Genomic DNA, 25152 nt, shown 5'->3' on the forward strand with positions numbered 1-25152 from the left:
GGAGCATATTTTGGCACAAGAACTTTGCGTTGCGGTAGTAGGCGCCACCGGTCAGGTTGGCGGAGTGATGCGCAGCCTGTTGGCAGAAAGTGACATCCCGGTGACTCGCGTGCGGTTCTTCTCAAGCGCGCGCTCTGCAGGGCAAGAGCTAGAATTCCGCGGCGCAAAAGTGGTTGTTGAAGACGTCGCAACCGCAGATTACAGCGGCATCGATATTGCCCTGTTTTCTGCGGGTGGATCAGCCTCCAAAGAGTACGCCCCGAAGTTTGCCGCGGCGGGAGCCGTGGTTATTGACAACTCCAGTGCCTGGCGGCTAGACCCAGAAGTGCCGCTGGTGGTGAGCGAAGTGAACCCTCACGCGCTGCAGCAAGCAGTAAAAGGGATTATCGCAAACCCGAACTGCACCACCATGGCAGCAATGCCGGTGCTGCAGCCGCTGCACCAAAAAGCAGGGCTTGAGCGGCTGAAAATTGCCACCTACCAGGCGACCAGCGGCTCCGGTCTCGCGGGAGTTGCGGAGCTTGAAGCGCAAACTGCGGCACTGCTTGACAGCGGCAAAGCAACTGAGCTGGTTTATCACGGGATGGCAGTAAACGCCCCGGAGCCGCAGGTTTACGTGAAACCAATCGCAGCAAACGCAGTGCCGTTTGCGGGAGCTTTGGCGAGCGACGGAGAAACCGATGAAGAACAAAAGCTGCGTAACGAAAGCCGTAAAATTCTGGAGCTGCCGGAGCTTTTGGTGGCAGGAACCTGTGTGCGGGTGCCGGTGTTTACGGGGCACTCGCTGGTGATTCACGCCGAGTTCGCTAACCCGATTACTCCAGAAGCAGCCGCGGCTGTGCTGCAGCAGGCTCCGGGAGTGGAGCTGATGGAAGTGCCAACGCCGCGTGACGCAGCCGGGGTGGACCCAACCCTGGTGGGGCGGATCCGCCAAGACCAAAGCGTGCCAGGCGGCCGCGGTCTGGTGTTCTTCATCGCTAATGACAACCTCCGCAAAGGGGCAGCGCTGAACGCGGTGCAGCTCGCGGAGCTGGTTGCAGCGCAGCGCTAACCGCGCGATTGCGCGCAAGCTGAGTGCTGCCTGGTCGCAGCACAGCGCTAAAGAGCGCTTGTGGACACCCCGCGGAATGGGACCGAGCGCAGTGTTATCGCTGCCTGGGGGGCCCCGCGTAGCAAGCGCTGTTAAAGCTGGCTGTCTACCGCGTGCAGCGTCAGCAGCGTAGCCTCTGGGCGGCAGCAGAATCGCACCGGGGCATAGATAGAGGTGCCAAGGCCCGCACTGACGTGCAAGAAAGCTGTGTTCTCTGCGGTGTACCAGGCCGATAGGCCGCGTGCCTGCTGCGGTGGTAAATCACTGTTAGAAGTGAGCGCACCCACCCCGGGAACGCGCAGCTGTCCGCCGTGCGTGTGTCCCGCAAGCAATAGTTCACAGCCGTTATCGGTCAGAAAATCAAGTGACTTGGTGTATGGTGCGTGCACCACACCCACACGGACCTGCTCCGGGTTGAGCTGCTCGGCGGCCTCCAACTGCTGCAGTGCGGTAGCTACCGCTGCGTGGTCGTGATATCCGATGTGCGGATCATTCAGTCCCAAAAATAACAGCTCGCTGTCACTGACCGTCATGCTGTGCACCCGGTTGTTGAGATCCACCGCACCCAATTCTGTGTTGAAGCGCCGCGTGAGCAGCTCATTGTCAAGATCAGGCACCCGAGTCGCCAGCCGTGACGGCTCTTTGAGGTAGCGCATCGGGTTCTTGGCGATGGGAGAGTAATAGTCGTTGGAGCCGTGCACAAAACACATTTTTGCTCCCGTAGCGGCGAGCGGCTGCAGCGCGTTTAACAGTGGATCGATAGCCTCTTTGTGACCAAGCTGGTCGCCGGTCAGCACCACCAAGTCAGGAGCCAACTGCGCAAGCGACTGCACCCACGCGATTTTGCGCTGCTGCCACGGAGCCAGGTGCAAATCGCTCAGCTGCAACACGCGCAGCGGCTTCGCGCCCGGCTGCAAAACCGGCAATTGGGCACGGCGCACGGTGAAAAGATAGCGTTCCACTCCAACCGCCCAAGTAGCGCACGCGGCGGCAGCCCCGACAGCGGCGGTAAACAGTTTTTGCGAATTGTTCATAATGCTCTAGCTCCTCAAATAAAACAGGGGGAGCAGCTGGCGCTGCGCCCCCTGTGCAATCACTCTAACATTTGAGCTTGAGAGTAATCCGGTCGGTCGGTTTCGCTCTGCTGCCAGGCTTCGGATCAACATCCACAACCTGCATGCTGGCGTTCGGTGAAGCCCCGGTCTCGCACCGCATAAAGATACTGTTGAAGCCGGCCGCGCCGAGAGTGTTGGCTGCGTTCTGCGCGGTTGACCCGACGAGGCCGTCAGGTAGCGGCACGCCGTCATCATCATCGCTCGCAGGAGCATTACCGTTAGAAATCTTCAGCGTCACCGTGTCACCGCTGCTCGCAGGAGAGCCGGCACCCGGGTCTGTTCCGGCAACGCTGCCCTTCGGCTGCGTTGAATCAACTTCCTCGCCTGTACGCACCTGGAAACCTGCAGCCGTCAAAATCTGAGTGGCCTCAGTGACGCTGCGCCCAGAAACATCAGGAACTGTCTGCTGGTTGTTTTGCAGCGCGTTCGGATTTGGAGTCGGGAACGCATCGCCGCCATACTTCTCGTCTGCCGCGTTCATCATCGCAATCCAGATGAGACGGCCAGCGCCGCTGCGCCCCACGCTGTACAGGTTAACCTTCCCGTTGACGTTACCGTTCCATGAAACCGTAGTGACTTTGGTTGATCCGCCAGCCCACCACTCATCAACGCTGTCGTCAGTGGTACCGGTTTTTGCCATGTGCGGCACCCCGATACGGGAGCGACCAGAAGAACTCAAACCGCTCGTGACGTTGTGTTGCAGCGCGTAAGCGACACTGTTGGCAACATCAGGCTGAATCGCTTCTTTACACTTAGACTTCGCGAACTCGACGTTCTTGCCCTCGGAGTCGGTGATGGAATCAATCGGCACCGGGGTGCACACTGTGCCTTCGCTGCTAAAGCCAGCCATCGCAGAGGCCAGCGTCAGCGGCGATACCTCGTCGTTACCGTTGTAAACACCCGACGGCACAACCGCGAGCTTGCGGTTACCGGCAGCGTTTTCGGTGGCGCGCTTCAGGCCCATGTCCTCAGCAAGTTTAAAAATGTTGCACAGGTCAAGCTTCTTCGCCATGCTGACATAGCCACCGTTAAGCGACTGGTCAGTAGAGTACAGCACCGTGCCGCGGCCACGGGCGCCGTTCCAGTTCTTAAAGGTGAAGGAGCCGTAACCGTAAACCCCGTCAGGGAAGCAGGAGCCCGTGAAGCTGCTCTCAGACACCGTGCCCGGTGAGTAATCAACAACCTCGTTAACGCTGTGCCCCGCACGCACCCACTCTGCGAGAGTGAAGCTCTTCATCACCGAACCGTACTGGAAGCCGGAAGAGCCGCCGTACTCGTTGTCAGTGCTGTAGTTGATAGCGGTGTAGTCTTTGTTGTTTTCAGTGACGTTTGGGTCATCGCTGAAGGGGCGGTTTTGAATCATCGCTAAGACCCGCCCGGTGCGGTTTTCAATGGTCACCGCGGCGGTGCCGTAGTCAATGCCTGGGTGCTGTGCCGGAGCATGCGCCCGGGTTGATTCAAACGCAGCCTGCTGCAAATCAAGATCGGCAGTGGTGACAATCTTTAAGCCACCGTTTTGGAAGTTAAACCAGCGCTCCTCTGGGGTGGCGCCAAACAGTTTGTCTTGCTGCAGGTACTTAGTCGCATAATCGCACAGGTGGCCAAGGCCGTAGTGCTGATCCGCAATGGTGCAACCGGTTGGAGTTTCAGACAGGTGTGGCTCCACCGGAGTCGCGATTGCCTCATCATGTTCTGCCTGAGTAATTTTACCCTCGCGCAGCATCGAGCCAATGATCTTGTCGCGCCGCTCCTGGTTTGCGGCGATGTTGTCAGGGTTTGCCAGATGCAGCTCGCTTGGCAGGTTCACGATGCTGACGAGGCTGGCAGCTTCAGCGATGCTGAGGTCTTTAGCGGATTTAGAGTAGTAAGCCTTCGCCGCGGACTCGATGCCGTAAATCTGGCCGCCGTAGTTGGCAATGTTCAGATACCCCAGCAGGATGTCGTTCTTGGAGTAACTCTTTTCCACCGAAATCGCCAGGCGCATCTCTTTCAGTTTGCGGTCAAGATCTTGGCGGATAGCGTCGTTGTAGGCCTTTTCGCGCTCTTTCTCATTCGGAATCATTTCCGCTTCTTGAATCAGTACGTTACGCACATACTGCATGGTGATGGTGGATGCGCCAGAGCGGCCGCTGCCGGTCACGTTCTGCAGTACCGCACGGCCCGCAGCAAGCACGTCAATTCCGCCGTGGGTGTAGAACCGCGGATCTTCCTCCGAAACCGCGGCGTCTTTAACGTGCTGCGAAATATCATCCCAGCCGACCATCTGGCGATTCTGTGCATAAAAACGCGCCAGCAGCACTTCTTCATCGCCGCGCTTAGCCCAAATGGTGGAGGGCTGCGACAGCTTGCCGGGGTTGATATGGTCAGGAAGATTCTCAAAAATGCTGATAGTAGTGCTGGTTGCGGCAGCGGTCAGCGCCACAACGGGAGTAACAGCGGCGGTTAACAGCACGCCGCCGATAACACTCATGGCAGCAGCGCCGAGCAGCGCGCCAACAGCTCCACCCGGGCTGCGGCGGCGGAACCCACGCACATTACTTGGTGACTTTTTGCTATCTTCGGTCATAGAATATAGCCTAGGCGATTTTGCTGAGAAACTTAGCGCTTTTGCGCTTTTAAGCTTAAAACAGAGGAAAATATTGTGACAGAAACCGGTGAGCAGCAGGTGCAGGAACAGCCGCAGCCAAAATGGGAATACTTCGTAACTCCGCTGCTGCTACATAGCGAAGCACAGATTCTAAACAACTGGGGTGCCCAGGGCTGGGAACTGGTGCAGATTATTGCAGGTCCTGCAGGCGGCAACGTGGCTTATCTTAAGAGGAAGGCAAAATAGTGTCAGTTATTGAAGAGCGGATGGCGAGCCTCGGCTACACTTTGCCGGAAATCGCGGCTCCGGTTGCGGCATATGTGCCAGCTACTCAGCTGGGGAACTTCGTTTACACCAGCGGCCAGCTGCCAATGGTTGCAGGGAAATTGCCGCAGACCGGTCAGGTCGCGGCAGCGGAGCAGGGCCACGGCTATGTTTCTGTGGCAGAAGCCACTAAACTTGCAGAAATCTGCGCGCTTAACGGCTTGGCTGCGGCGCGCGGAGTGCTCGGCAGTCTAGATCGCATCAAGCGTGTGGCTAAAGTTACGGTTTTTGTGAACTCCCACCCGGATTTTACCGATCAGGCACTCGTTGCTAACGGCGCTTCGCTGCTGTTCGGCGAGATTTTTGGAGATGCCGGTATTCATGTGCGCTCCGCCGTCGGCGTGGCGGCGCTGCCGCTGAACGCCCCGGTTGAAATCGAGTTCATGTTCGAAGTGACACCGGATTAAAACTCCAACCGCGACGGTGTTCGTCGCTGATCAAGCTGTTACCATGCATACGATAGGGCATTAAGCTGTTGAGGATCAGCCCCGCCATATTGTTTCCCACAGGTAAGTGGGAAACGCTCGTGGCGGGGCTTTTCCACATTTAAAACTGTCGTGGTTACAGCGCAGACCTCAAACTGCTGAAATTCAGGTATGAAAGTTTTTCAGCTCCCTTCGCGTCCGAGTCGCCCGCGGCACGCTGCCACGGCGGCCGGTTACGGTTCTGCTGCGCTACTTGATGGTGACCTTGTGGGGCCAGGTGGTGCGGTGCGGCCACTAGGCGGAGCTATGGCAGGGTCCCAGCAACGGCTCTCAGACACCCTGACGCTGGAAGAACAGCGGGCCTGCGCGCCGCTGTTGCCATACCTGAACCTGCCTGGGCTGCGGGATCTGCTCGTGCAGCAGCGCGGCGTTGCCGTCGAAATCTGGGTTGACACCGGCGGCGGGCTAGAAAAAATTACCGCGCCGCAGCTGATGCCGCAGCTTGCGCCACAACAGTTGCGTGGCATGGCCGTGCAGCTGCTCGCGGTCGGGGGGCGCCAGCTTGATGAGCTGCACCCCGCCGCCGATACTCAAATTGGCTCTGGAATACGTGTGCACGCGGTGCTGGAACCGGTGGCGGTCACCGGAACCGCGATCTCCATTCGGGTGCCGGCAAAGCAGGATTTAAGTTTTGCTGAGCTAGTGGAAGCTGGGTTGTGCACCCCAGAAATCGCGGTTTTTTTGCAAGAGGCCATGGAGAGCCGCCACAACCTGCTAATCAGCGGTGGCACCGGCACTGGGAAAACCACGCTGCTGCGGGCACTGCTAAACACGGTAGATCACACGCAGCGCATCATCACAATCGAAGACGTTGCAGAGCTGCGGCTGAGTCACCCTCATCACGTGGGACTAGAAACCCGCGCCGCAAACAGTGAATCTAACGGCGAAGTGACGCTACAAGACCTGTTACAGCAGGCGCTTCGAATGCGCCCTGATCGACTGGTGCTGGGAGAGTGTCGCGGTGCTGAGTTGGCGACCCTACTGACCGCCCTTAACACTGGTCACAATGGCGGCGCGGGCACAATCCACGCATCCTCTCTGCGTGATGTGCCGGCACGGATTGAAGCGCTGGGAGCTTTGGCGGGTTTGAGCAGCGTTGCGATAGCGAAGCAGTTTGTCTCTGCGGTGCACGTGGTGGTGCAGCTGGCGCGCCACGAAAACCAGTATCGGCTGACGCAGCTGGGGCGTCCTCAGCTGAGCGCTGCCGGCACCCTGGAGATTGGGGAGCTGTGATATGCGCATCAGAAAATGCCGCCGGGTGACTAAGCAACAGCGGCTAGAGCACGAGCTTGAACGAGTGCGGCAGCGACTCAGCCGGCAAGCGGTGCTGTTGCGCAGCGGCCTGGGTGCCGCCCGGATAGAGCCGCTGTTGCAGGCAGAAGGGCTGGGGCGAGTGATTCACAATGACATAAACTGCTCCTGTGACAGCAGCAGCGTCTCCTGTGCCACATGCGTGCAGCAGGTCGCGACACCGGAACGACAAATTTGGGCGACAGTGCAAGCGATGCAAGCGGTTGCGCAGTATGCGGGAGCGCCGTTGGCTTGGGGCTGTGATAGCTTGGCGACTGCGCTGAACGAGTTATTGCTGTTGCGTAAACGTCGGAGAGTATTGCTGGCCGGACCGAAAACCAGTGTCACCATGATTGCTTTGCTGCCGCTTTTGGCAATCGGGCTCGGGCACCTGATCGGGTTTAATCCGACGGCGGTGCTGCTCGGGCAACTGGGGCCACTGTTCCTTATTACGGGTGGTTTTTTCTTGGTGATTGGAACGTTGTGGATTCGTAAACTAGTTGCCGCTGCTGAATCAGCCGAACAGCTGATTGGGTTCGAGTGTGAACTGCTGGTGTTGGCGTTGCGCGGCGGGTTGCCGCTGCAGCGGGCGGCCCGCTTGGTTGCTGACGAGATTTCAAACGCCAGATGTCAGTGGCTGAGCACTGATGAGCTTGCTGCCAAGGGTGACGCTGGGCAAGCAACACAGTTGCTAGCTACGACTGGTGCCGGGATGACTCAGTTGCTGCTTGAAACCGCTGCCCGTAAAAGACGCATTGCAGCAGAGAGCTTAGAAGCCAGCGCAGAAAAATTGGGGACGCGGGTGCTGCTGCCGCTGGGTATCTGTATTCTGCCTGCTTTTGTGATTTTGGGCGTGATTCCGGTGGTGATTTCGATGTTTACGGGGTTGTAGCGAGACAGTGAGATTTTTACACAGATCAACAGTTGGAGAAAGAAAGGAAAGAAAACATGTCATTTGAAACAGCAAATAATGCGCCGGCGCTGCGACCGGTGGTAAACAGTGAAGCTATGGTTCCACGGCCGCAGCCGCGGTGGCGGCGGATAAGACTGTGGCGAGCCCAGCTTGCTCAGGCGCGGCACGATGAAACCGGCGCGGTGACGGCAGAATACGCGATTTTGATTATGGCGGCGGTGGCTTTTGCCGGGTTGCTGGTGGTCATAATGCGCAGCGGTGAAGTGCAGGCGATGCTGACACAGCTGGTGCAAAACGCCTTGAACAGCGCCGGATAGAAAGCAACGCGCAGTGACAGAAAAACGTAACCGGAGCAGAATCTGGCGGGAGCGTTTCGCCGCTGCGGCAGGAGACGAGCGAGGCAGTATCACCGCCGAGTTTGCGTTGGTGCTGCCCGCCGTGCTCCTGGTGTTCGCTGTTTTGATTACCGGGATTGCGACGGGTGCCAAACAGATAAGCGTCACCGCGGCAGCTGCCGAAATCGCGCGGCTGGAGGCCCGTGAAGATGACGGTGCGGCAAGCACCTATATCGCAGGTTTGCCAGCAGATTTCAGCATCAGCAGGGCAACCAGTAACGGGATGCTGTGTGTGACGGTAGCGCAGCGAGGCAGTGTTGGAATCGGGCAGCTAGTGCAGGTGCGGGGCCACAGTTGCGCGCTGCTGCTAAACACGCTGCAGTGACGCGAGATCGCTGCAGCGGCAATCAGCACAAAAACAGTTAGCAGAAAGGAAAACCGAGCATGAGTGCGCCTCTCGCTGTGGGCATCATCGCAGCCGTTACGGTAACTGCAACCGGGGTTTTGGCGGGCGCGGCGCTCGCGGCTACACAAACCCGAGTTGCCGCCGCCGCAGATAACGCCGCCTTGGCCGCCGCCGACACCGCGTTCTATAATTCCGCGAGCAACCCCTGCGCTGCGGCGCAAGCGGTAGCTGCCGCGCATTACACTGAGCTGCTGCAGTGCACGGTAGATGGCTGGCGGGCGGTGGTGCGCGTCGGGGCGGGCTTCGGGCATTATCGAGTACAGGCTGTGGCGGCTGCCGGGTAGGCTGATCCACACCCCTGAAAATTATGGCGAAAGTGGCACTTGTTGGCGAGCCGAGCCGGTAGAAATCTTTTAAATCTAGAATTTTATGGAAGACTGTTAGGTATACAGTGCAGCTGTCAAGCAGTGCGCTGCGGTTGCCAGTAGCCGATAACAACTAAGGAGCAGGGTGTCTACAACACAAAAACTCGTGATCGTGGAGTCTCCGACGAAAGCTCGCACCATCAGCGGCTTTCTAGGGTCAGAGTATGAAGTTGTGGCCTCTGTTGGGCATATTCGCGACCTCGCAGAGCCGGCGGCGCTTCCTGCGGCTTTAAAGCAGGGTGCTTTCGGGAAGTTTGCGGTTGACGTAGAAAACGACTTTGCGCCTTACTATGTGGTCGCAGACAACAAGAAAAAGACCGTTGCCGAGCTTAAAAAAGCGCTGAAAAACGCTGACGAGCTCTGGCTCGCAACTGATGAGGACCGCGAGGGAGAAGCGATTGCGTGGCACCTTTTAGAGGTGCTGCAGCCGAAGGTTCCGGTGCGGCGGATGGTGTTTCATGAGATCACGAAAGACGCCATCACCGAGGCGATTGCAAACACCCGCGATATTGACACCGACCTCGTAGACGCACAGGAAACCCGGCGCGTGCTGGATCGACTGTATGGCTATGACGTGTCTCCGGTGCTGTGGCGCAAAGTGGGGCCGAAGCTGTCAGCGGGGCGGGTGCAGTCTGCTGCAACTCGCTTGGTGGTGGATCGCGAACGCGAACGCATCGCCTTCGTGAGCGCAGCTTACTGCAGTGTTACCGCGAACTTTACCGCCCAGGAAGCCGCGGCATTTAACGCTAAACTGCACCGGGTTGCCGGGGTGAAAGTGGCGCAGGGAGCAGATTTTGACGACACCGGAGCGCTGCAGCAGAAATCCCCGGTGCGCTTGCTTGACGAAGCTCTTGCCGCGCAGATTGTAGACAACCTCGACACCGCAGCCAGTGTGAAAGCACGCGACACCAAGCCTTACACCCGCAAACCTGCAGCGCCGTTCACCACTTCGACGCTGCAGCAGGAAGCTTCGCGGAAGCTGCGGTTGAGCTCGCGTGAAACGATGTCTCTGGCGCAGTCGCTGTACGAAAAGGGTTTTATCACCTATATGCGTACCGACTCCACGAGCTTGTCGGCGCAGGCAACCAGTGCTGCACGGGCGGCAGCAACCGAGCTGTACGGTTCTGCGAGTGTGCCGGCAGCCGCGCGGCTGTACGCCACCAAGGCGAAGGGTGCGCAGGAAGCCCACGAGGCGATTCGTCCCGCCGGTGTAAAATTCACCCACCCTAGTGCGTTGCATGGCAAAGTGAGCCCGCGCGAGCTGTCACTTTACGACCTGATTTGGAAGCGCACAGTTGCCAGCCAGATGGCAAATGCCGCGGGATCCACAGACACTCTTACAATCGCAGCCAAAACCGTGATTTACGGCGCCGAGACGCCGCTGGAGTTTACCGTTAGCGGCACCGTGATTACTTTCCAAGGCTTCCTTGCGGCGTACGAGGAAGGGCGCGATGAAAAACGCGGCGAGCAGGCAGCTGACACCCGCGAAACCAGGTTGCCGCAGCTGGAACCGGGAGCGGCATTGCAAGCGAGTGATGCCGCGGCTAAAGCGCACACCACAACACCGCCAGCCCGCTACACTGAGGCGAGCTTGACCAAGCGTCTCGAAGAGCTGGGGGTGGGGCGCCCATCAACGTACGCCGCAATCATGTCTACAATTATGGATCGCGGCTACGTCACCAAGCAGGGGCAGGCGCTGGTGCCGAGCTTTATCGCTTTTAGCGTTGTGAAACTGCTAGAAGAGCATTTTGCAGAGCTGGTTGACTACGATTTCACCGCGCAGATGGAAGCCGACCTTGACCGTATTGCGGCCGGCGAAACCAATCGTGCAGCGTGGCTGCATGACTTTTACTTCGGCACCGCTAACCATCCGGGGCTGCGCGGGGTTGTTGATAACCTCGGCGAGATTGATGCGCGTGCGATTAACACAATGCAGTTGGCGGATAATATTGCGCTGCGTAACGGACGGTACGGGCCGTATCTGGAAGTGCTTGATGACAAATGCGAACGGGATGAAACCGGTGCCCTGAAGCCGCGTGCAGTGTCACTTCCGGCGGATATCGCGCCTGATGAACTCACCGCAGCCAAAGCCCTGGAGCTCGCAGCTGCCGAGCCGGCTGCTGATCGAGTGCTCGGAGTGCACCCCGAAACCGGGCGCAATATTGTGGCGAAAAACGGGCGATTCGGGCCATATGTCACCGAGCAGCTGCGGGCAGACGAAAAACTGCCAAAGGGTGAAAAGCTGCTGACCGCGTCACTGTTTAAAACCATGTCTCCGGAAACCGTTGATTTTGAAACCGCGTTGCAGCTGCTCAGCCTACCGCGGGTTGTGGGCGCAGACCCGCAAAGCGGCGAAGAGATCTTGGCGCAGAACGGGAAGTTTGGCCCATACCTGAAGAAGGGTACTGAGACCCGCACTCTGCCGAATGAGGAAGCTATTTTCAGTATTGATCTGCCGGGTGCTTTGGAGCTGTTGGCGCAGCCGAAGTATGGCGCACGGCGGCAGGCGGCAGCGCCCCTGAGAGAGTTCGATAACGATCCGGTGAGCGAGAAGCCGATTAAGGTGAAAGACGGCCGCTTTGGGCCGTACATCACCGACGGAGTCACCAATGTCACGGTACCGCGGGGGGAAGACATTGCGGAGTTGACCTTTGATCGGGTTGTGGAGCTGCTGGCGATTAAGCGTGCCAAAGGCCCGGCAAAGCGCGGCACCAAGAAAGCGCCGGCGAAGAAGACCGTGGCGAAGACCGCTACCGCGAAGAAGAAGGTAGCGCGCAAAACCACGACCAAAAAAACAGTAGATCCGGTGCGCAGCGCAGCTGCAAAGAAAGCCGCGGCAACGCGTAAAGCGAACGCTGCGAAGAAAGCTGCCGCAGAGGCGGCCCAGCAGGCTGCGGTGGCGGCGGGCTAAGGTCAGCAGAGGCGACTGGGGCAGGAGTGGACGAGCTGGAGCAAGGCTGTGAAAGCCAACGTTTGCAGAGCAGGGGTGTTGAAGCGTGACGCAGGGATTTTTTATCGTCTTTGAAGGCGGCGACGGCGCGGGTAAAACCACGCAGGCGCTGATGCTTGAGCAAGCGCTTGAGAAACACGGGCGCGAGGTGGTGCAGACTCGCGAACCGGGCGGTACCAAGCTGGGGCAAGAAATTCGTCAGCTGCTGTTACACGGTGAGGCGGTGGATCCGCGCGCCGAAGCTCTGCTTTACGCGGCTGATCGCGCCCACCACGTGGCAACGCTGGTGCGCCCGGCACTGCACCGAGGCGCCGTGGTGATTCAAGATCGCTACATTGATTCCTCCGCCGCCTACCAGGGCGCAGCCCGCGAGCTCGGTGAGCCGGAAATTAGAAAGCTGAGCGAGTGGGGCACCGGGCAGCTGCAACCCGACCTCACAATCGTGTTAGATATCGATCCGGTGGTGGGCGCAGCCCGCCGTGACAAGCGCGGCTTGCAGGCAGACCGCCTAGAAGCTGAGAGCCTAGAGTTTCACCGGGTGGTGAGGGAAGCGTTTTTGCACTACGCAGAAGCCGCACCACACCGTTACCTGGTGCTTGACGCCACCATGGATATGGTGGATCTGCACGCTCAAATCACCGCGAGACTCGGCGCAATGGGCTTACTCTAGCCGTGCCTTAGCGCAGGACAGGATAAGTAAGTCACAGCATGCGGTGCCGGCAGCGCTGACAGTTTCAAAAAAGGTTTCGGCCCCGCCACATTACGCGCGGGGCCGAAACCTTTTACAGTGAGGCGGTGGCGCCGATATTAAAGAGGAAGTTACCGGCGCCGCCAGCTATTTAACCGCCTACTACAGGGCCGAAGCGTTGCGGCAGGGTAGCGCGGTGTGCATCACGAATCTCACTCAGCGGCAGGGTGAACTCATCTTGTACCTCGAGCGCTGCACCGGCACCGGAACCGTCGGTGACACCGAGACGCAGCACCGGGTAGCCACGCCCCTCACACAGGCCACGGAACTTGACGTCTTCTTCACGTGGCACAGCAACCAGCACGCGACCCTGGGACTCGCTGAACAGCGCCGCGGTGGTGTCTACACCGTCACGCTCCAGTAGCTCACTGAGCCAGACGCGCGCGCCCACCCCGAAACGGAGGCAGCCGTCAACCAGCGCCTGCGCGAGACCGCCCTCGGATAGATCGACTGCAGCGGAAACAATGCCGCTCTGGGTCGCAGAGTGCAGCAGTGCCGCAAGGTTCTTTTCAGCCGCCAAATCTACGACCGGCGGTTTGCCACCGAGGTGATTGTGTACGGTGCCAGCCCAAGCGGAGCCGTCAAGCTCATTGCGGGTAGTGCCAAGAAGGTAGAGATTTTCGCCCTGATCCTGCCAGCCGCTCGGTACCCGGCGTGCCACATCATCAATAATGCCGAGCACACCAACGACCGGGGTTGGGTGAATCGGGGTGTCTCCGGTCTGGTTGTATAGAGACACGTTGCCACCGGTAACCGGCACCTCTAGGGCGAGGCACGCATCAGACAGACCCTCAACGGTCTGCACGAACTGCCACATCACCTCTGGGTTCTCTGGGCTGCCGAAGTTGAGACAGTCAGTTACTGCGGTTGGTACCGCGCCGCTGGCCGCAACGTTACGGTATGCCTCGGCGAGAGCGAGCTGGGCGCCAGCGTAAGGGTCAAGCTGGCAGTAGCGGCCGTTGGCGTCGGTAGAGATTGCAACACCCAGGCCGCTCTCCTCGTCAACGCGAATCATACCCGCGCCATCTGGGAAGGTCAGCGCGGTGTTGCCTAGCACGTAAGAGTCGTACTGGTTGGTGATCCACTCGGGGCTTGCCTGGTTTGGGCTGGAAGCCACCGCTACCAGCTGCTGAGCTAGTTCGGTGCCATTAGCTGCGCGCGGCAGTGCGGCCGCACTGTCTGCCTGCAGTGCATCGAGCCACTGTGGGTATGCCACTGGGCGATCGTAAACTGGGCTGTCGACCGCGACGGTACGTGGATCCACATTGACAATCTCTACGCCCTGCCAGTTGATGACCAGGCGATCTGAGTCAGTAACTTCACCGAGAACGCTGGTCTCAACATCCCACTTCTTGGTGACCTCAAGGAACTTCTCAAGGTTTTCTGGAGCCACAACCGCCATCATGCGCTCCTGGCTTTCGCTCATCAGAATCTCTTCCGCTGTCAGCGACGGGTCACGCAGCAGCACGTTATCAAGCTCAATGTACATGCCGCCGTCACCGTTTGCCGCCAGCTCGGTGGTGGCGCAAGAAATGCCTGCCGCGCCCAAGTCTTGGATGCCCTCAACTAGGTTCTGGTGGAACAGCTCCAGGCAGCACTCGATAAGCACCTTTTCCGCGAACGGATCACCAACCTGCACCGCCGGGCGCTTGGTTGGGCCCTCTTCACTGAAGGTGTCGGAGGCGAGAATCGAGGCGCCGCCAATACCGTCACCGCCGGTGCGAGCTCCGAACAGCACAATTTTGTTACCGACACCAGAAGCGTTTGCAAGGCGCAGATTTTCGTGCCGCAGCACGCCTACAGCCAGCGCGTTAACCAACGGGTTGGCCTGGTACACACTATCGAAAACAGTTTCGCCGCCAATGTTTGGTAGACCGAGGCAGTTAGCGTACGAGCTGATGCCACTAACCACGCCGTGCACCACGCGGGCGGTGTCTGGGTGGTCGATGTCGCCGAAGCGCAGCTGATCCATTACCGCAACCGGACGGGCACCCATAGAGATAATGTCACGCACGATGCCACCAACGCCGGTTGCAGCTCCCTGGAACGGTTCAATGTATGAAGGATGGTTGTGGCTCTCAACCTTGAAGGTCACCGCCCACCCCTCACCGACATCAATAACACCGGCGTTTTCGCCCATGCCGACTAGCAGTCGCTCGCGCATCTTGTCGTTGACTTTTTTGCCGAACATCCGCAGGTACTTCTTGGAAGATTTGTAGGAGCAGTGCTCTGACCACATCACCGAGTACATTGCGAGCTCGCCGCTGGTTGGGCGACGTCCCAAAATCTCACGAATCTTTTCGTACTCGTCAGCGGTGAGCCCGAGCTGATCGTACGGCTGAGCTTTATCAGGTGTGGCAAGTGCGTCTGCAACGCTGTCTGGAGCCGGAATTTGGTTAGTCAAAATGCTCTCCCAAGCTAAGAAGTCATACTGTCACTATTCTACCTGCGATTGCAACTCTCGAAACTCATTTTTTCTAAAATATTTGGGCGCTTATGCTGCCACTTGGGGGAATTTTTCGGTGCGAAACCCAGCCGAATTTGGCATGATAGGAATATGACTGATACACAAAATACCGAACAGGGTCTGGTCGTACCGGCTGGCCCCGAGGCTTCCTCCACAGCTTTGCAGCAGCCAGCCACCACAACCACTAAAGGGGTTATCACTCCGCTGGTGAAAATCAGCATTATTGCCCTGATTGTGGCGGGCATCGCCAGTGTTGTGCTGGTGCTGTTGAATCCTGTGGCAAACGTTGGTTCGCGTGCCACAGCTACCTTTGCTCTTTTCGCTTTCTTTGTGGCCACGACATTGCTGAGTGCAAAAATGCAGCGGATGCCGGCATGGTTTACCCCGCTCAGTTTCGCGGTCAGCAGTTTTGTGCTGGTTGCGGGTCTTGTGCACACCTGGGCGGTAGGGCTGGTTTATACGAAGTCTGAATATGATTATTACGGCTACGCTTACCGGGACTACAGCTTCGAAATTCACGGCTATATTTTCTTGCTCTTCGCGGGCATGGGTATCGCCTTCTGGGTTGCGACCCTGATTCTGTGGTTCGGTGGTCTCACAACCGAGTTCGCGGGCGGTGTTTGGGCCTTCAGGTCTGCAATCGCGAGCGCAGCATTGCTGCTTGTGGCAGCTGCTATGACGGTGCTGGTACCGCATTTTGAGGCTTTCGGCTTCTACCCACACGACCTCTACTGGCGTTCAATTGTGGCGGTGCTGGTGCTGTCCGCAATGTTCCTGGCAATCACCGCGATCTTGGTGATTGTGATTCGCACTTCTCGCGATAATGCTAAGGTGTTGGCGGAGCGCCGTGCTGCACAGCGCATTAACCGAGTTGCGGCTGGAACTCCGGTTCCGGCTGCTGTCGTTGAGACAGCAGTGGATCAAACTGCCGCCGTTCCGACTACTGCGGCGCATGCAGCGCAGCCAAGTGTTGCGGCCCCTGCTTCCCAAACTGTGGCTCCAACTGCTGTCGCTCCGGCTAACCAGTCTGCTCCAGTGAGTCCAGCAGCTCCTATCGTGCAGCCACCAGAGCAAGTGGTGGCCGCGGGACAGGGTCTTTTGCCATGGCCAACTTTCGCTGACGGACGGCCACTGCCAGCGTTGCCAAACGGGCAGCCAGATTTCAGCGTTCCAGGTGCGCCATACCCGCCGCACTTACTACGTGATTAGTTGCACATAAAAAAATAACGGCAGGAAACCTGCCGTTATTTTTTTATGTGCTTTTAGAAGTCGAGGCACTTCTCGGTGTAGTCAGCGCCGATAAGCTGCATAGTGTCAAACAGCTTGCTTTCGTCGATGGTGCTGATGTCGTTAATAGAGCCGCTGTTGAGCACCTTCAGAGTGTCGTCAATTTGGCTCTTCAAAGATGTATTGTCGGTCAAAGCTGAAACGCTCTGCAGCTTGCCGGTGAAACCAGCGATTGAGGCAGCAGCGTCAGAAGTGTCCATGCTTGCTGCATACTCGATGAAGTCTTTCATCGCGATGCAGTATGGGTCACTGCTGTTTCCCGGCAACGAAACGCTGCTGTCGCTGCTATCGGTAGTGCTGCTGGTGTCGCTGCTGGTGATGCTGGTGTCGCTGTTTGAGCTGCTCAGCGCAGCATTTACGCCGGCAGCGGTGATAACCAGTGCGAAAATCACGTAAATGATGGTCAGGATGGTGCCAACGAAACCAATGATTGCGCCAGCGATAGCCAGGCCACGGCCTTTTTCGCCAGTTTTCTTGATTTGTGACAGCGCAACCAGTGACAGAATCGCACCAACCAGGCTCACGAAGAATGACAGTACGAAGCCAACAATTGCCATGACGTTGGTCTTCTCATTCTGTGGCAGAGGTGCTTGCTGAGGTGGCAGATAGCCGGGCTGCTGAGCCTGTGGCTGTTCACCTTGTGGGAAGGTGTTTGGAGTTTCCATGTTGTTTCCTTCTTTTATGAAATATGGGGGATGCTTACTGTGTTGCGTTAGAGCGCATGCGCAAAACTTGCTACGGCACTCTCAAACATCTTCAGTCCGTCTAGCCCGCTGCGCATTGCGGCGGGGGTGTTCGGCCCGAAGCCAGGCTCCACAGCGTGTTCTGGGTGAGGCATCAGCCCAACAACGTTGCCACGCTCGTTCGTGAGGCCGGCGATGTCATTGAGTGAGCCGTTAGGGTTCACCTCAGTGTAGCGGAACGCAACGAGGCCTTCGCCCTCAATGCGTTTTAGAGTTTCGCTGTCAGCGATGTAACCACCGTCACCGTTTTTCAACGGAATAGTGATCTCTTGATTTGGTGCGTAGAGTTTTGTCCACGCAGTGTTGTTATTTTCAACAACAAGTTTCTGATCACGGCGAATAAACTGCTGGTGAGCATTGCGGATCAGCCCACCGGGCAGCAAATGTGCCTCAACCAAAATCTGAAAGCCGTTGCAGATACCTAGCACTGGCATACCAGCGTTAGCCGCTGCTACCACCTCGGTCATAATCGGGGCAATCGCGGCGATTGCGCCGGGGCGCAGATAATCACCGTAACTAAACCCGCCCGGTAGTACGATTGCGTCAACTCCTTGCAGGTCGTGATCACCGTGCCATAGCGGCACCGCGGTGGCACCGCCGAGCCGCACTGCCCGCTGCGCGTCGCGGTCATCAAGCGAACCCGGGAAAGTAACTACACCAACACGCATTATGCAGCTACCTCAGCTACTGCAACAACGTCTTCGATCACACCGTTTGAAAGCACGTCAGCCGCAAGCTGCTCTGCCTTCGCGAGGATCTCTGGAGTTATTTCACCGTCAACGGTGAGTTCAAAACGCTTGCCGATGCGCACATCCACAAACTCGGTGGCACCGCCGCGCCGCAGAGCATTTGCGGTTGCTTTACCTTGTGGATCCAAAAGCTCTGCCTTCGGCATTACCTCAACAATGATTTTTGCCACGCCAGTCTCCTCAAACTGTGTCTTAATGTCTGTAATAAGTTTAGCGTTAAACAGGAGCGTTTTCGCCGGTTAATTTGGTGAAAAGTTCGCGATACCGTTCCAGCGTTTGGGTCACAATTTCTGCTGGGAGCTCCGGCGGAGTTCCGGTTTGATCCCAATTTTTTAGCAGCCAGTTGCGCACAATCTGCTTATCGAAGCTTGCCAATCGGTCTTTGCCGGTCCCGGCCTCGTAAACCGCTGCATCCCAGTAACGACTAGAGTCGCTCGTCAGCACTTCATCTGCGAGGGTCAGCGCGCCGGTTGCTGGATCCACCCCAAATTCAAATTTGGTATCGGCAAGAATGATACCTGCCTGCCGCGCACGGGCAGCCGCCGCGGCGAAGATTTCGAGCGACCGGTCACGCAGCTGGGCAGCCAGTTCAGGGCCCACCAATGCTACTGATTGCTCGTAGGTGATGTTTTCATCGTGTTCTCCCTGCGGGGCCTTGTAGGCAGGCGTGTAGATTGGCTCCGGCAGTAAATCACCGTCGCTTAAACCCGCAGGAAGTGTGATACCGCAGACTGCGCCGGTGCGCAGGTATTCCTGATAGCCGGAACCGGTGATGGCGCCGCGCACCACGCACTCCACCGGCAGCATTTTGAGCTGTTTCACAATCATTGCACGTGTCGCAATTGGTTCCGGAGCATTCTCCTGCAACAAGTGATTAGGCAACTGAATTTGTTTAAACCACCAGTTAGAAAGCTGTGTTAGCAGTGCTCCCTTGCCAGGAATTTCGGGCTCTAAAATATGGTCAAACGCGCTGATGCGGTTGCTGGCGACAAGCAGCATCTTGGAGCTGTCGCCGTCTTCCGGAACGAAAAGCTCGCGAACTTTGCCGGATGCCAGGTGGCGCCAGCCCGGATATTCTGAGTTATTTGAGGTTGCAGAAGTCACAATTATATTTTGCCAGTTTTGAGCCAGTGATAGGAGCGGTCGAAGTAAAATAGAAGCTAAATTGATAAGGAGCAAGCAGATGATTCCTCTTGGCCCGGTTGTGGCGCGGCAGCAGGTTGCGGCTTCGCGTGAGACAGTTTGGCATTTTATTGTTGACGAAGCGCGGCGGAGCGAGTGGTTCGCCGGGTTGCAGTTTGGTGCGGCGCGTGCAGCTGTGGTCAGTACGGGAGACAAGCAGGGCGTTTTAGACGTGTTTATCCGTGGGCATGTGTTGGGCTTTAAGTGGGCTGAGGCGGAGCAGCTGCCCACCTCTGTGATTTTGACTTTGCGCACTGTGAGCTCTGGCACACTAGTGACAGTTACTGAGACTGGTTTCGATGCGTTGCGTGAGGGTGCTGCAGCTGCAGCTGCGGCGCAGCAGCAGTGGAACCAGGCGCTACAGACTTTAGCCGCCGCTGATTTTTCGGAGGTGGCAGTGCCGGAGCTGTATGCGGAGCACGAGGCAGCGTTGGCTGCTGCTGCGGAGGCGGATCAATCAGTCGCAGTGTCAGCCGCTGAGCAAGATGAAACTGCGCAGAGCGTAGAGCCAGGGCTGAGTGCAGCGGTTGCGCCGGATGCGGATTCTGCTTTAAGCATAGAGTCTGCGCTTCCTGGCAACCCTGTGCCTGATACTGAAGCACAAGAAACATTGCTGCCAGATTTTGATGAGCCTCAGGAAAAGCCACTGCCCGAGCTAGGAGAGGCACCGCGAGAGCCACAGCCAGTCATTGGCGATGCAGCAGGGGAGCTGCAATCAGAGTTAGCCGAGGTGGCAGATATCCCGTTGCCTGACTTCGATGAGTCTGATGAAACGGTTTTGTCTGACATGGATGAGGTCGCGGCAGTGTCACTGCCCGAGTCTGAACAGGTAGAAGAAGCTCAGTTGTTAGCAGCGGAGCCGGATTTCGCTGCGCCGGCGGCTGCACCTGCGACAGCAGAACAAGACGCTTTCGCCGAGCTTTTCGGGGAGTCTTTCGTCACTGGCGGTCCGGCTGCAGCCCCAGAGCAACAGCAAGGGAAGCCAGATCCAACTTTACAAAAACAGCGAGACTTGCCAAAACGTAAATGGTGGCAGCTGTAACCACGAGCCTAAGCTCGCCGGATAGCGCGGCACGGGATTATAAATGTGGCCCGGTCTGAAACAACAGGCCGGGCCACAAAAGTTTGCGCTGTTAACCGCGTGCAGCAATATCGGTGCGGTACTGGCTGCCCGGCAGTTTGATGTAGCGCAGTGCCGCGTAAGCAACCTTTCGGGCCGCAGCCACATCTGCCCCGCGCCCGACTGCTCCTAGCACCCGGCCTCCTGTGGCGGTCCACACACCATGCTCATCTTGCTTAGTAGCCGCGTGCACCAGGTGCGCCCCTGGCACAGCAGCCGCAGCATCAAGTCCGGTGAGCTCGCCGCCCAGGGTCACCTCGCCCGGGTATCCTTCACTCGCTAGCACCACGATGACCGCTGCTTCGTCATAAAACTCTGGATCAGGCAATTCGCCCAGGGTGCCGTTGGCGCTCGCCAGCAGGTAAGCGCTGAGCGGGCTTTTCAAGCGGGTCAGAACCACCTGGGTTTCAGGATCGCCAAACCGGGCGTTGAACTCAATCACGCGGATGCCCTGTGCCGTCACAATTAGGCCGCAGTACAGCAAGCCCTGGAACTTGGCGCCCTGCGCCGCCAACTGGTCGATAGTGGGCTGCGCCACAGTGCGGGTTACTTCGGCGACAAAATCGCTCGGCAGCCAGTTGAGGGGGCTGTAAGCACCCATGCCACCGGTGTTAGGGCCCTCGTCATTATCAAAAATTCGCTTAAAATCTTGCGCCGGAGTCAGCGGGCGCACCGTCTCACCGTCAGAGAAGAAGAACAGTGACACCTCGCGGCCATCGAGAAATTCCTCCACCAGCACCTCGCCGTGCGGAGCCCAGGTTGCGATGTGCGCCACCGCAGCATCATAATCGCTGGTGACCAGGACGCCCTTGCCCGCGGCTAGCCCGTCAGCTTTGATGACGTATGGCGCGCCGAACTCATTCAGTACCTGCTCCGCAGACTCCACCGTGACAGGAATTGCGCGACCGGTTGGCACCCCGGCCCGCTCCATAACATCTTTTGCGAAGGCCTTCGAGCCCTCCAGCTGAGCTGCCTCCTGATTCGGGCCGAAAACTGCAAAACCGGCAGCGCGCAGCGGATCAGCAACGCCGGCAACCAGCGGAGCCTCCGGGCCGATTACCACCAGGTCATACCCCCCAGCGGATACGAACTCGGTAACCGCAGCGGGGTTGGTGTAGTCAAGCGTGGTGACGGTTGCGCCGGAAGCAGCAATGCCGCTGTTGCCGGGTGCGCAAACGATCTCGTGGCTATTTTCGCTCAGCAGGGACAAAACAATAGCGTGCTCGCGAGCACCGGAACCAAGAACTAGAATTTTCACACTTCAACTCTAGCGGAGAAAAGCCGTCGTGCGACAGAGCACGGAATTGTTATCACGGTCTGCGGGCTGGGGCGGAGCTGCTTGCTAAGCTGGTGCTATGGCAGTGCGACGTAAAATTGACTCCGCCCATGGGCTTGCTGCAGCACGAGAGCTGGCAGTCCAGTTAGCAACCGATCCTGAGTTGACGGCGGCTGAGTCTGCCCAGGTGGCACTTGCCACTAGGTTTCTACTTGAAGAGCTTAGCGCGCTTGTGCCTGGGCGCAGCGTTGAGGTGCGGGTGCCGCCGTGGGGTGCGGTGCAGTGCATTGCAGGGGTGGATCACACCCGCGGCACTCCTCCAAACGTGGTCGAGATGGCTCCCGCGGTGTGGCTGCGGTTGGCAGTTGGATACACAGTGTGGGAGCAGGAAGTAGCTGCTGGCACAGTTACCGCGAGCGGCACCAGGGCTGACTTAAGTGCGGTGCTGCCGCTTTTGCGCCTGGTGTAGCCACTTGCATGCCGATGTGGCTATCCGCACTGGGGGAGCAGCCAGCCGGCGGAGAAGTGCGTGCAGGTGGTGTAGTCGACAGCTTGTGGAAAATTCGCGCGGGGTTAAATAGTGAGATAATTAAAACACTATGACTGAACGCCAAGAAATTAAACGTGAAGAGACGGTGCGGGTTGAGCGCACCGTGAAGATTAACCGCTTGCTGCTTTTGGGCGCCGGCCTCGGTGCGGTGCTTGCGGTGCTCATCACGGTGCTGTTTCCAGTGGTTCCTGAGGGGTTCTACACGCTCGGGCAGATTGCCGGATTCATGGCGATTATCGGCGCTGCGCTGGGCCTTTTGGCGGGAGCGTTGCTGGCGCTGGTGTTGACGCGGCTTGCGAAAAAACGTAGCGGCACCGCAACTGCGGTGCGGGCTGAGGTGAAGTAAGCCGCAAAACACACGGCTGTTACCAAGCCTGGTGGGGTAGAATTTCAGTCAGTTTATTTTGAACGGAGCGTGTCAGATATGTTTGGAAACTTAAGCGGTGCCCACCTGCTCATTTTGTTGCTGGTGATTCTGCTGGTTTTCGGTGCCCCGAAACTGCCGGGTCTCGCTAAGAGCCTTGGGCAGTCAATGAAAATTCTGAAGAAAGAGGTGCGCGAGCTGTCTGACGACGAAAAAGCGCCGCAGCCGCTGGCAAGCCCCGAGCCGCCTGCCGCACCGCAGCCACCTGCCGCACCACAGCCGCCGGTTGTGCCACAGGCACCGTCAGCGCCAGAGCCGCAGCAGGCCAACCCCGCTCCGGCGACCGGCCAGCAGTCGCAAAACCCGGCTGCCTAGCCACATAAGCCTTTAAAGACCGCGCAGAGCTGTTGAACTGCGCGGTCTTTGTTTTGCGCTTTGCGGTGCCCTGCGGGCGAGCTTGGCCCGAATTGGTGCGGCTGCGGGCAATGCGTTGCCGGGGGTTGCGTGTACGCGGGTGCATACGCTTTGCGTCAATGCGTGTGCGGGGGCAAAGACCCAGTACTGGCAGCTCGGTAGTGAGAGTCGCAGCAGGTGCTAAAGAGCCACAAAATCCGGGTGTGGTTCTAGCTCCAAAACCGGTCCGGCGGGCACCGGGTCAGTTGCCAGACGGCCATAGGTTAAGACATCGTACCGGATTCCGGAGATTAAGAATTTTTCGCGCTCCAAGCCTTCTTGCACAAACCCAGCTGCTACCGCGACTCTACCGGACGCCGGGTTGTTAGCCCGATGCCCTAATTCCAGCCGATAGAAACCGCCTGTGGTGAGGGCCCAGTTCGCCAGCGTTCTGGCGCTGGCAGATGTGATGCCCTGCCCCCGGTAGGGCGCGGCAATCCAATACCAGCACCAGCCGAGTTTATTTTCCGGATCTGCAGACAGTGCCACGACCCCCACCAGTTCAGTGTCCGTGGCAATAGCAAAGGCCGTGGGGTTGGCGGCTAGATGGGCGGCGTAGGTGGTTGCGGTGGCGTGATCCACCACATCGCCTTGCCTGCTCATCTCCGGATCTTTAAAAGCCGCGAGTATGGCCGGGGCGTCAGATTCTCGCACCGGGCGGAGATGAAAAGCTGCAAGTTCTGAAGACATTTAGCTCCTCTGATTCTGTTCGAGCCAGGACAGGTACTCTGAGGTGATGTTGCCGGCAAGATATTCTCCGGTGAAGCAGCTGACCTCTAGCTCCTTAACCGCGTCTTGCCCCGTGAGAATTGCCCGACACATCCCTTCAACCGTCTGATAGACAACAGCATCGGCGCCGATTGCTGCAGCAACCTCAGCCGCGGTCTTACTGTGGGCAATTAACTCGTTGGTGGTTGGCATATTCAAGCCATAAACGTGAGCAGCGATAACCGGTGGCGCCGCGGAAGCAAAAATCACCTTTTTCGCCCCGGCGCTGCGGGCCATATCTACAATCTCCTTGGAGGTGGTGCCGCGCACGATAGAATCATCAACCAGTAGCACGGTCTTGCCCTTGAACTCGGTGCTCATCGCATTGAGTTTCTGGCGCACGCTCTTCTTGCGCACCGCCTGGCCAGGCATGATAAAGGTGCGGCCCACATAACGGTTCTTGAAGAAGCCTTCCCGGAACGGCAGCCCCAGGGTGTGCGCAAGCTGCATTGCGCTTGGGCGAGAAGAGTCAGGAATCGGCATCACCACGTCGATTTCGTTAAGGTCGCAGTGTTTCTGCACCTCCTCTGCGAGTACCTCACCGAGTCGCAGTCGGGCATCGTAAACCCCGATGCCGTCTATCGTAGAATCTGGACGAGCTAAATAAACATATTCGAACGCGCAAGGCATAAAGTTAGTTTCGTTGGTGCAGCACTGCTGTGAATGCAGCACGCCGTCTGCGGTGATAAAAATCGCCTCGCCCGGGCGGACGTCGCGAATAATTTCGTAGCCGCCGGATTCGAGCACTAGTGATTCAGACGCAACAACCCACTCATCTTTGCCGGTCGTTGCAGTGCGACGACCTAAAACCAGCGGGCGGATGCCGTGTGGGTCACGGAACGCCAGCAAACCATGCCCGGCAATCAGGGCAATCGCGGCGTAAGAGCCCTCAACTCGCTCGTGCAGCTGTGTGACCGCGGCAAAAATCATCTCCGGAGTGAGATCAGCATCAGTCGCGGTGCGCTGCAGCTCATTGGCGAGAACATTAAGCAACAGCTCAGTGTCGCTGGAGGTGTTGAGGTGGCGGCGATCCACCCCTCGCAAAGTTTCTGTGAGCTCCCGGGTGTTAGTGAGATTACCGTTGTGTACGAGAATAATGCCGTACGGCGCATTGACATAAAATGGTTGCACCTCTTGCTCTTTGTTGGCTGCGCCGCGAGTCGCGTAGCGTACGTGTCCGAGCCCCATATTGCCTAGCAGCGACCGCATATCACGGGTGCGATATGCTTCGCGTACCTGCCCTTTAACCTTCACAGTGTGAAACATTGTGCCCTCGGCTGTGGCAATGCCTGTGGAATCTTGGCCGCGGTGCTGTAGTAGCAGCAGTGCATCATAAATTTGTTGATTAACCGGTTCGGTTGCAACCATTCCTACGATGCCGCACATATGTTAGCTCTCCTATAAGCAAATATTGAGGAAAATATTGTGTTCACCACAGTCGGAATTATGGCGACAGCGGTAACCACACCCTTCTAGTTTCGCATAGAATTAAGGTGTGAGCGAAAAATCAGCGTATGCAATTTCC

The 25152-nt window shown here is 58.0% G+C and carries 25 protein-coding genes; 15 read left to right on the top strand and 10 right to left on the bottom strand.

Annotated features, from left to right (window positions below; all coding sequences use genetic code 11):
* The first annotated feature begins 7 nt into the window (after window positions 1-7).
* On the top strand, window positions 8-1051 hold the full coding sequence (locus F5897_RS05290) for an aspartate-semialdehyde dehydrogenase (protein WP_183304768.1): 1044 nt from the start codon (window positions 8-10) through the stop codon (window positions 1049-1051).
* Between the two features lie 131 nt (window positions 1052-1182).
* Here F5897_RS05290 and F5897_RS05295 read toward each other — a convergent pair whose 3' ends face one another.
* Complete coding sequence (locus F5897_RS05295) at window positions 1183-2124, bottom strand: metallophosphoesterase (RefSeq protein WP_183304753.1); 942 nt, start codon at window positions 2122-2124, stop codon at window positions 1183-1185.
* A 64-nt stretch (window positions 2125-2188) separates the two neighbouring features.
* Window positions 2189-4771: a transglycosylase domain-containing protein gene (locus tag F5897_RS05300; RefSeq protein ID WP_221221306.1), complete on the bottom strand. Its 2583-nt coding sequence runs from the start codon at window positions 4769-4771 to the stop codon at window positions 2189-2191.
* Between the two features lie 75 nt (window positions 4772-4846).
* Between F5897_RS05300 and sp36 the strand changes: the two genes are divergently transcribed.
* The 9 genes from sp36 (at window position 4847) to tmk (ending at window position 12590) form a co-directional block, all read left to right on the top strand.
* The gene (gene sp36 / locus F5897_RS05305; protein ID WP_233574389.1) at window positions 4847-5038 is read left to right on the top strand and encodes a Sp36 family protein; all 192 of its coding nucleotides are present in this window, start codon (window positions 4847-4849) and stop codon (window positions 5036-5038) included.
* The gene (locus F5897_RS05310) at window positions 5038-5523 is read left to right on the top strand and encodes a RidA family protein (RefSeq protein WP_124825142.1); all 486 of its coding nucleotides are present in this window, start codon (window positions 5038-5040) and stop codon (window positions 5521-5523) included. Before sp36 ends, F5897_RS05310 begins: the two co-directional genes overlap by 1 nt.
* 189 nt (window positions 5524-5712) lie before the next feature.
* Window positions 5713-6834, top strand: a complete 1122-nt coding sequence (locus tag F5897_RS05315; RefSeq protein WP_183304754.1) for a TadA family conjugal transfer-associated ATPase — start codon at window positions 5713-5715, stop codon at window positions 6832-6834.
* A gap of 25 nt (window positions 6835-6859) precedes the next feature.
* Window positions 6860-7783: a hypothetical protein gene (locus F5897_RS05320; RefSeq protein ID WP_183304755.1), complete on the top strand. Its 924-nt coding sequence runs from the start codon at window positions 6860-6862 to the stop codon at window positions 7781-7783.
* 116 nt (window positions 7784-7899) lie between these two features.
* Window positions 7900-8121: a DUF4244 domain-containing protein gene (locus tag F5897_RS05325; RefSeq protein ID WP_124825172.1), complete on the top strand. Its 222-nt coding sequence runs from the start codon at window positions 7900-7902 to the stop codon at window positions 8119-8121.
* Window positions 8122-8134: 13 nt separating this feature from the next.
* On the top strand, window positions 8135-8524 hold the full coding sequence (locus F5897_RS05330; protein WP_183304756.1) for a TadE family type IV pilus minor pilin: 390 nt from the start codon (window positions 8135-8137) through the stop codon (window positions 8522-8524).
* Between the two features lie 59 nt (window positions 8525-8583).
* Entirely contained in the window at window positions 8584-8889 is a 306-nt protein-coding gene (locus F5897_RS05335) for a helicase (protein WP_124825139.1), read from the top strand.
* Window positions 8890-9055: 166 nt separating this feature from the next.
* Entirely contained in the window at window positions 9056-11881 is a 2826-nt protein-coding gene (gene topA, locus F5897_RS05340; protein WP_183304757.1) for a type I DNA topoisomerase, read from the top strand.
* Between the two features lie 85 nt (window positions 11882-11966).
* Entirely contained in the window at window positions 11967-12590 is a 624-nt protein-coding gene (gene tmk, locus F5897_RS05345) for a dTMP kinase (RefSeq protein ID WP_183304758.1), read from the top strand.
* A 169-nt stretch (window positions 12591-12759) separates the two neighbouring features.
* On the opposite strand, the gene purL is transcribed toward tmk, so the two are convergent.
* Window positions 12760-15072 (bottom strand): phosphoribosylformylglycinamidine synthase subunit PurL, encoded by a 2313-nt coding sequence (purL, locus tag F5897_RS05350; RefSeq protein WP_221221307.1) that lies wholly within the window; start codon window positions 15070-15072, stop codon window positions 12760-12762.
* A 153-nt stretch (window positions 15073-15225) separates the two neighbouring features.
* Between purL and F5897_RS05355 the strand changes: the two genes are divergently transcribed.
* Window positions 15226-16344, top strand: coding sequence for a hypothetical protein (locus tag F5897_RS05355; RefSeq protein WP_183304759.1), 1119 nt, complete (start codon window positions 15226-15228; stop codon window positions 16342-16344).
* A gap of 53 nt (window positions 16345-16397) precedes the next feature.
* Here F5897_RS05355 and F5897_RS05360 read toward each other — a convergent pair whose 3' ends face one another.
* Genes F5897_RS05360 through F5897_RS05375 form a run of 4 tightly spaced genes read right to left on the bottom strand, consistent with a single transcriptional unit; the run spans window position 16398 to window position 19018 of the window.
* Window positions 16398-17087, bottom strand: a complete 690-nt coding sequence (locus F5897_RS05360; RefSeq protein WP_124825134.1) for a DUF4190 domain-containing protein — start codon at window positions 17085-17087, stop codon at window positions 16398-16400.
* Between the two features lie 47 nt (window positions 17088-17134).
* Window positions 17135-17833, bottom strand: a complete 699-nt coding sequence (purQ, locus tag F5897_RS05365; protein WP_183304760.1) for a phosphoribosylformylglycinamidine synthase subunit PurQ — start codon at window positions 17831-17833, stop codon at window positions 17135-17137.
* Window positions 17833-18084 (bottom strand): phosphoribosylformylglycinamidine synthase subunit PurS, encoded by a 252-nt coding sequence (locus tag F5897_RS05370; protein WP_124825132.1) that lies wholly within the window; start codon window positions 18082-18084, stop codon window positions 17833-17835. The genes purQ and F5897_RS05370 overlap by 1 nt, the downstream gene beginning before the upstream one ends.
* 46 nt (window positions 18085-18130) lie before the next feature.
* Window positions 18131-19018 carry a phosphoribosylaminoimidazolesuccinocarboxamide synthase gene (locus F5897_RS05375; protein ID WP_343048814.1) on the bottom strand — a complete coding sequence of 296 codons (888 nt, stop codon included), beginning with the start codon at window positions 19016-19018 and terminating at the stop codon, window positions 18131-18133.
* A gap of 79 nt (window positions 19019-19097) precedes the next feature.
* Here F5897_RS05375 and F5897_RS05380 point away from each other — a divergent pair, with 79 nt between their 5' ends.
* A complete protein-coding gene (locus F5897_RS05380) occupies window positions 19098-20138 on the top strand; it encodes an SRPBCC domain-containing protein (RefSeq protein ID WP_183304761.1) in 1041 nt (346 codons plus the stop codon).
* 91 nt (window positions 20139-20229) lie between these two features.
* Here the strand turns inward: F5897_RS05380 and purD are convergent, their stop codons facing one another.
* Window positions 20230-21474, bottom strand: a complete 1245-nt coding sequence (gene purD / locus F5897_RS05385; RefSeq protein WP_183304762.1) for a phosphoribosylamine--glycine ligase — start codon at window positions 21472-21474, stop codon at window positions 20230-20232.
* Between the two features lie 97 nt (window positions 21475-21571).
* Between purD and F5897_RS05390 the strand changes: the two genes are divergently transcribed.
* The 3 genes from F5897_RS05390 to tatA all read left to right on the top strand — a co-directional run bounded on the left by F5897_RS05390 (window position 21572) and on the right by tatA (window position 22781).
* The gene (locus tag F5897_RS05390) at window positions 21572-21961 is read left to right on the top strand and encodes a sterol carrier family protein (protein WP_183304763.1); all 390 of its coding nucleotides are present in this window, start codon (window positions 21572-21574) and stop codon (window positions 21959-21961) included.
* 130 nt (window positions 21962-22091) lie between these two features.
* Complete coding sequence (locus F5897_RS05395; RefSeq protein WP_124825127.1) at window positions 22092-22388, top strand: hypothetical protein; 297 nt, start codon at window positions 22092-22094, stop codon at window positions 22386-22388.
* 78 nt (window positions 22389-22466) lie between these two features.
* Window positions 22467-22781, top strand: coding sequence for a Sec-independent protein translocase subunit TatA (gene tatA, locus F5897_RS05400; RefSeq protein ID WP_183304764.1), 315 nt, complete (start codon window positions 22467-22469; stop codon window positions 22779-22781).
* A gap of 219 nt (window positions 22782-23000) precedes the next feature.
* Here tatA and F5897_RS05405 read toward each other — a convergent pair whose 3' ends face one another.
* Complete coding sequence (locus F5897_RS05405; protein WP_183304765.1) at window positions 23001-23549, bottom strand: GNAT family N-acetyltransferase; 549 nt, start codon at window positions 23547-23549, stop codon at window positions 23001-23003.
* Window positions 23550-25013 (bottom strand): amidophosphoribosyltransferase, encoded by a 1464-nt coding sequence (gene purF, locus F5897_RS05410; RefSeq protein WP_183304766.1) that lies wholly within the window; start codon window positions 25011-25013, stop codon window positions 23550-23552. It lies immediately after the preceding gene.
* Window positions 25014-25152 lie beyond the last annotated feature (139 nt).

Origin of the sequence: Canibacter oris, from assembly GCF_014197205.1 — a bacterium.
Taxonomy (GTDB): domain Bacteria; phylum Actinomycetota; class Actinomycetes; order Actinomycetales; family Microbacteriaceae; genus Canibacter; species Canibacter oris.

Bases quoted from the DNA above. Each gene is read 5' to 3' on its own strand.
- F5897_RS05295 (WP_183304753.1), bottom strand. From the start codon at position 2,124: ATGAACAATTCGCAAAAACTGTTTACCGCCGCTGTCGGGGCTGCCGCC.
- F5897_RS05300 (WP_221221306.1), bottom strand. From the start codon at position 4,771: ATGACCGAAGATAGCAAAAAGTCACCAAGTAATGTGCGTGGGTTCCGC.
- F5897_RS05315 (WP_183304754.1), top strand. From the start codon at position 5,713: ATGAAAGTTTTTCAGCTCCCTTCGCGTCCGAGTCGCCCGCGGCACGCT.
- F5897_RS05325 (WP_124825172.1), top strand. From the start codon at position 7,900: ATGGTTCCACGGCCGCAGCCGCGGTGGCGGCGGATAAGACTGTGGCGA.
- F5897_RS05335 (WP_124825139.1), top strand. From the start codon at position 8,584: ATGAGTGCGCCTCTCGCTGTGGGCATCATCGCAGCCGTTACGGTAACT.
- F5897_RS05355 (WP_183304759.1), top strand. From the start codon at position 15,226: ATGACTGATACACAAAATACCGAACAGGGTCTGGTCGTACCGGCTGGC.
- F5897_RS05360 (WP_124825134.1), bottom strand. From the start codon at position 17,087: ATGGAAACTCCAAACACCTTCCCACAAGGTGAACAGCCACAGGCTCAG.
- purQ (WP_183304760.1), bottom strand. From the start codon at position 17,833: ATGCGTGTTGGTGTAGTTACTTTCCCGGGTTCGCTTGATGACCGCGAC.
- F5897_RS05380 (WP_183304761.1), top strand. From the start codon at position 19,098: ATGATTCCTCTTGGCCCGGTTGTGGCGCGGCAGCAGGTTGCGGCTTCG.
- F5897_RS05390 (WP_183304763.1), top strand. From the start codon at position 21,572: ATGGCAGTGCGACGTAAAATTGACTCCGCCCATGGGCTTGCTGCAGCA.
- F5897_RS05395 (WP_124825127.1), top strand. From the start codon at position 22,092: ATGACTGAACGCCAAGAAATTAAACGTGAAGAGACGGTGCGGGTTGAG.
- tatA (WP_183304764.1), top strand. From the start codon at position 22,467: ATGTTTGGAAACTTAAGCGGTGCCCACCTGCTCATTTTGTTGCTGGTG.
- F5897_RS05405 (WP_183304765.1), bottom strand. From the start codon at position 23,549: ATGTCTTCAGAACTTGCAGCTTTTCATCTCCGCCCGGTGCGAGAATCT.
- purF (WP_183304766.1), bottom strand. From the start codon at position 25,013: ATGTGCGGCATCGTAGGAATGGTTGCAACCGAACCGGTTAATCAACAA.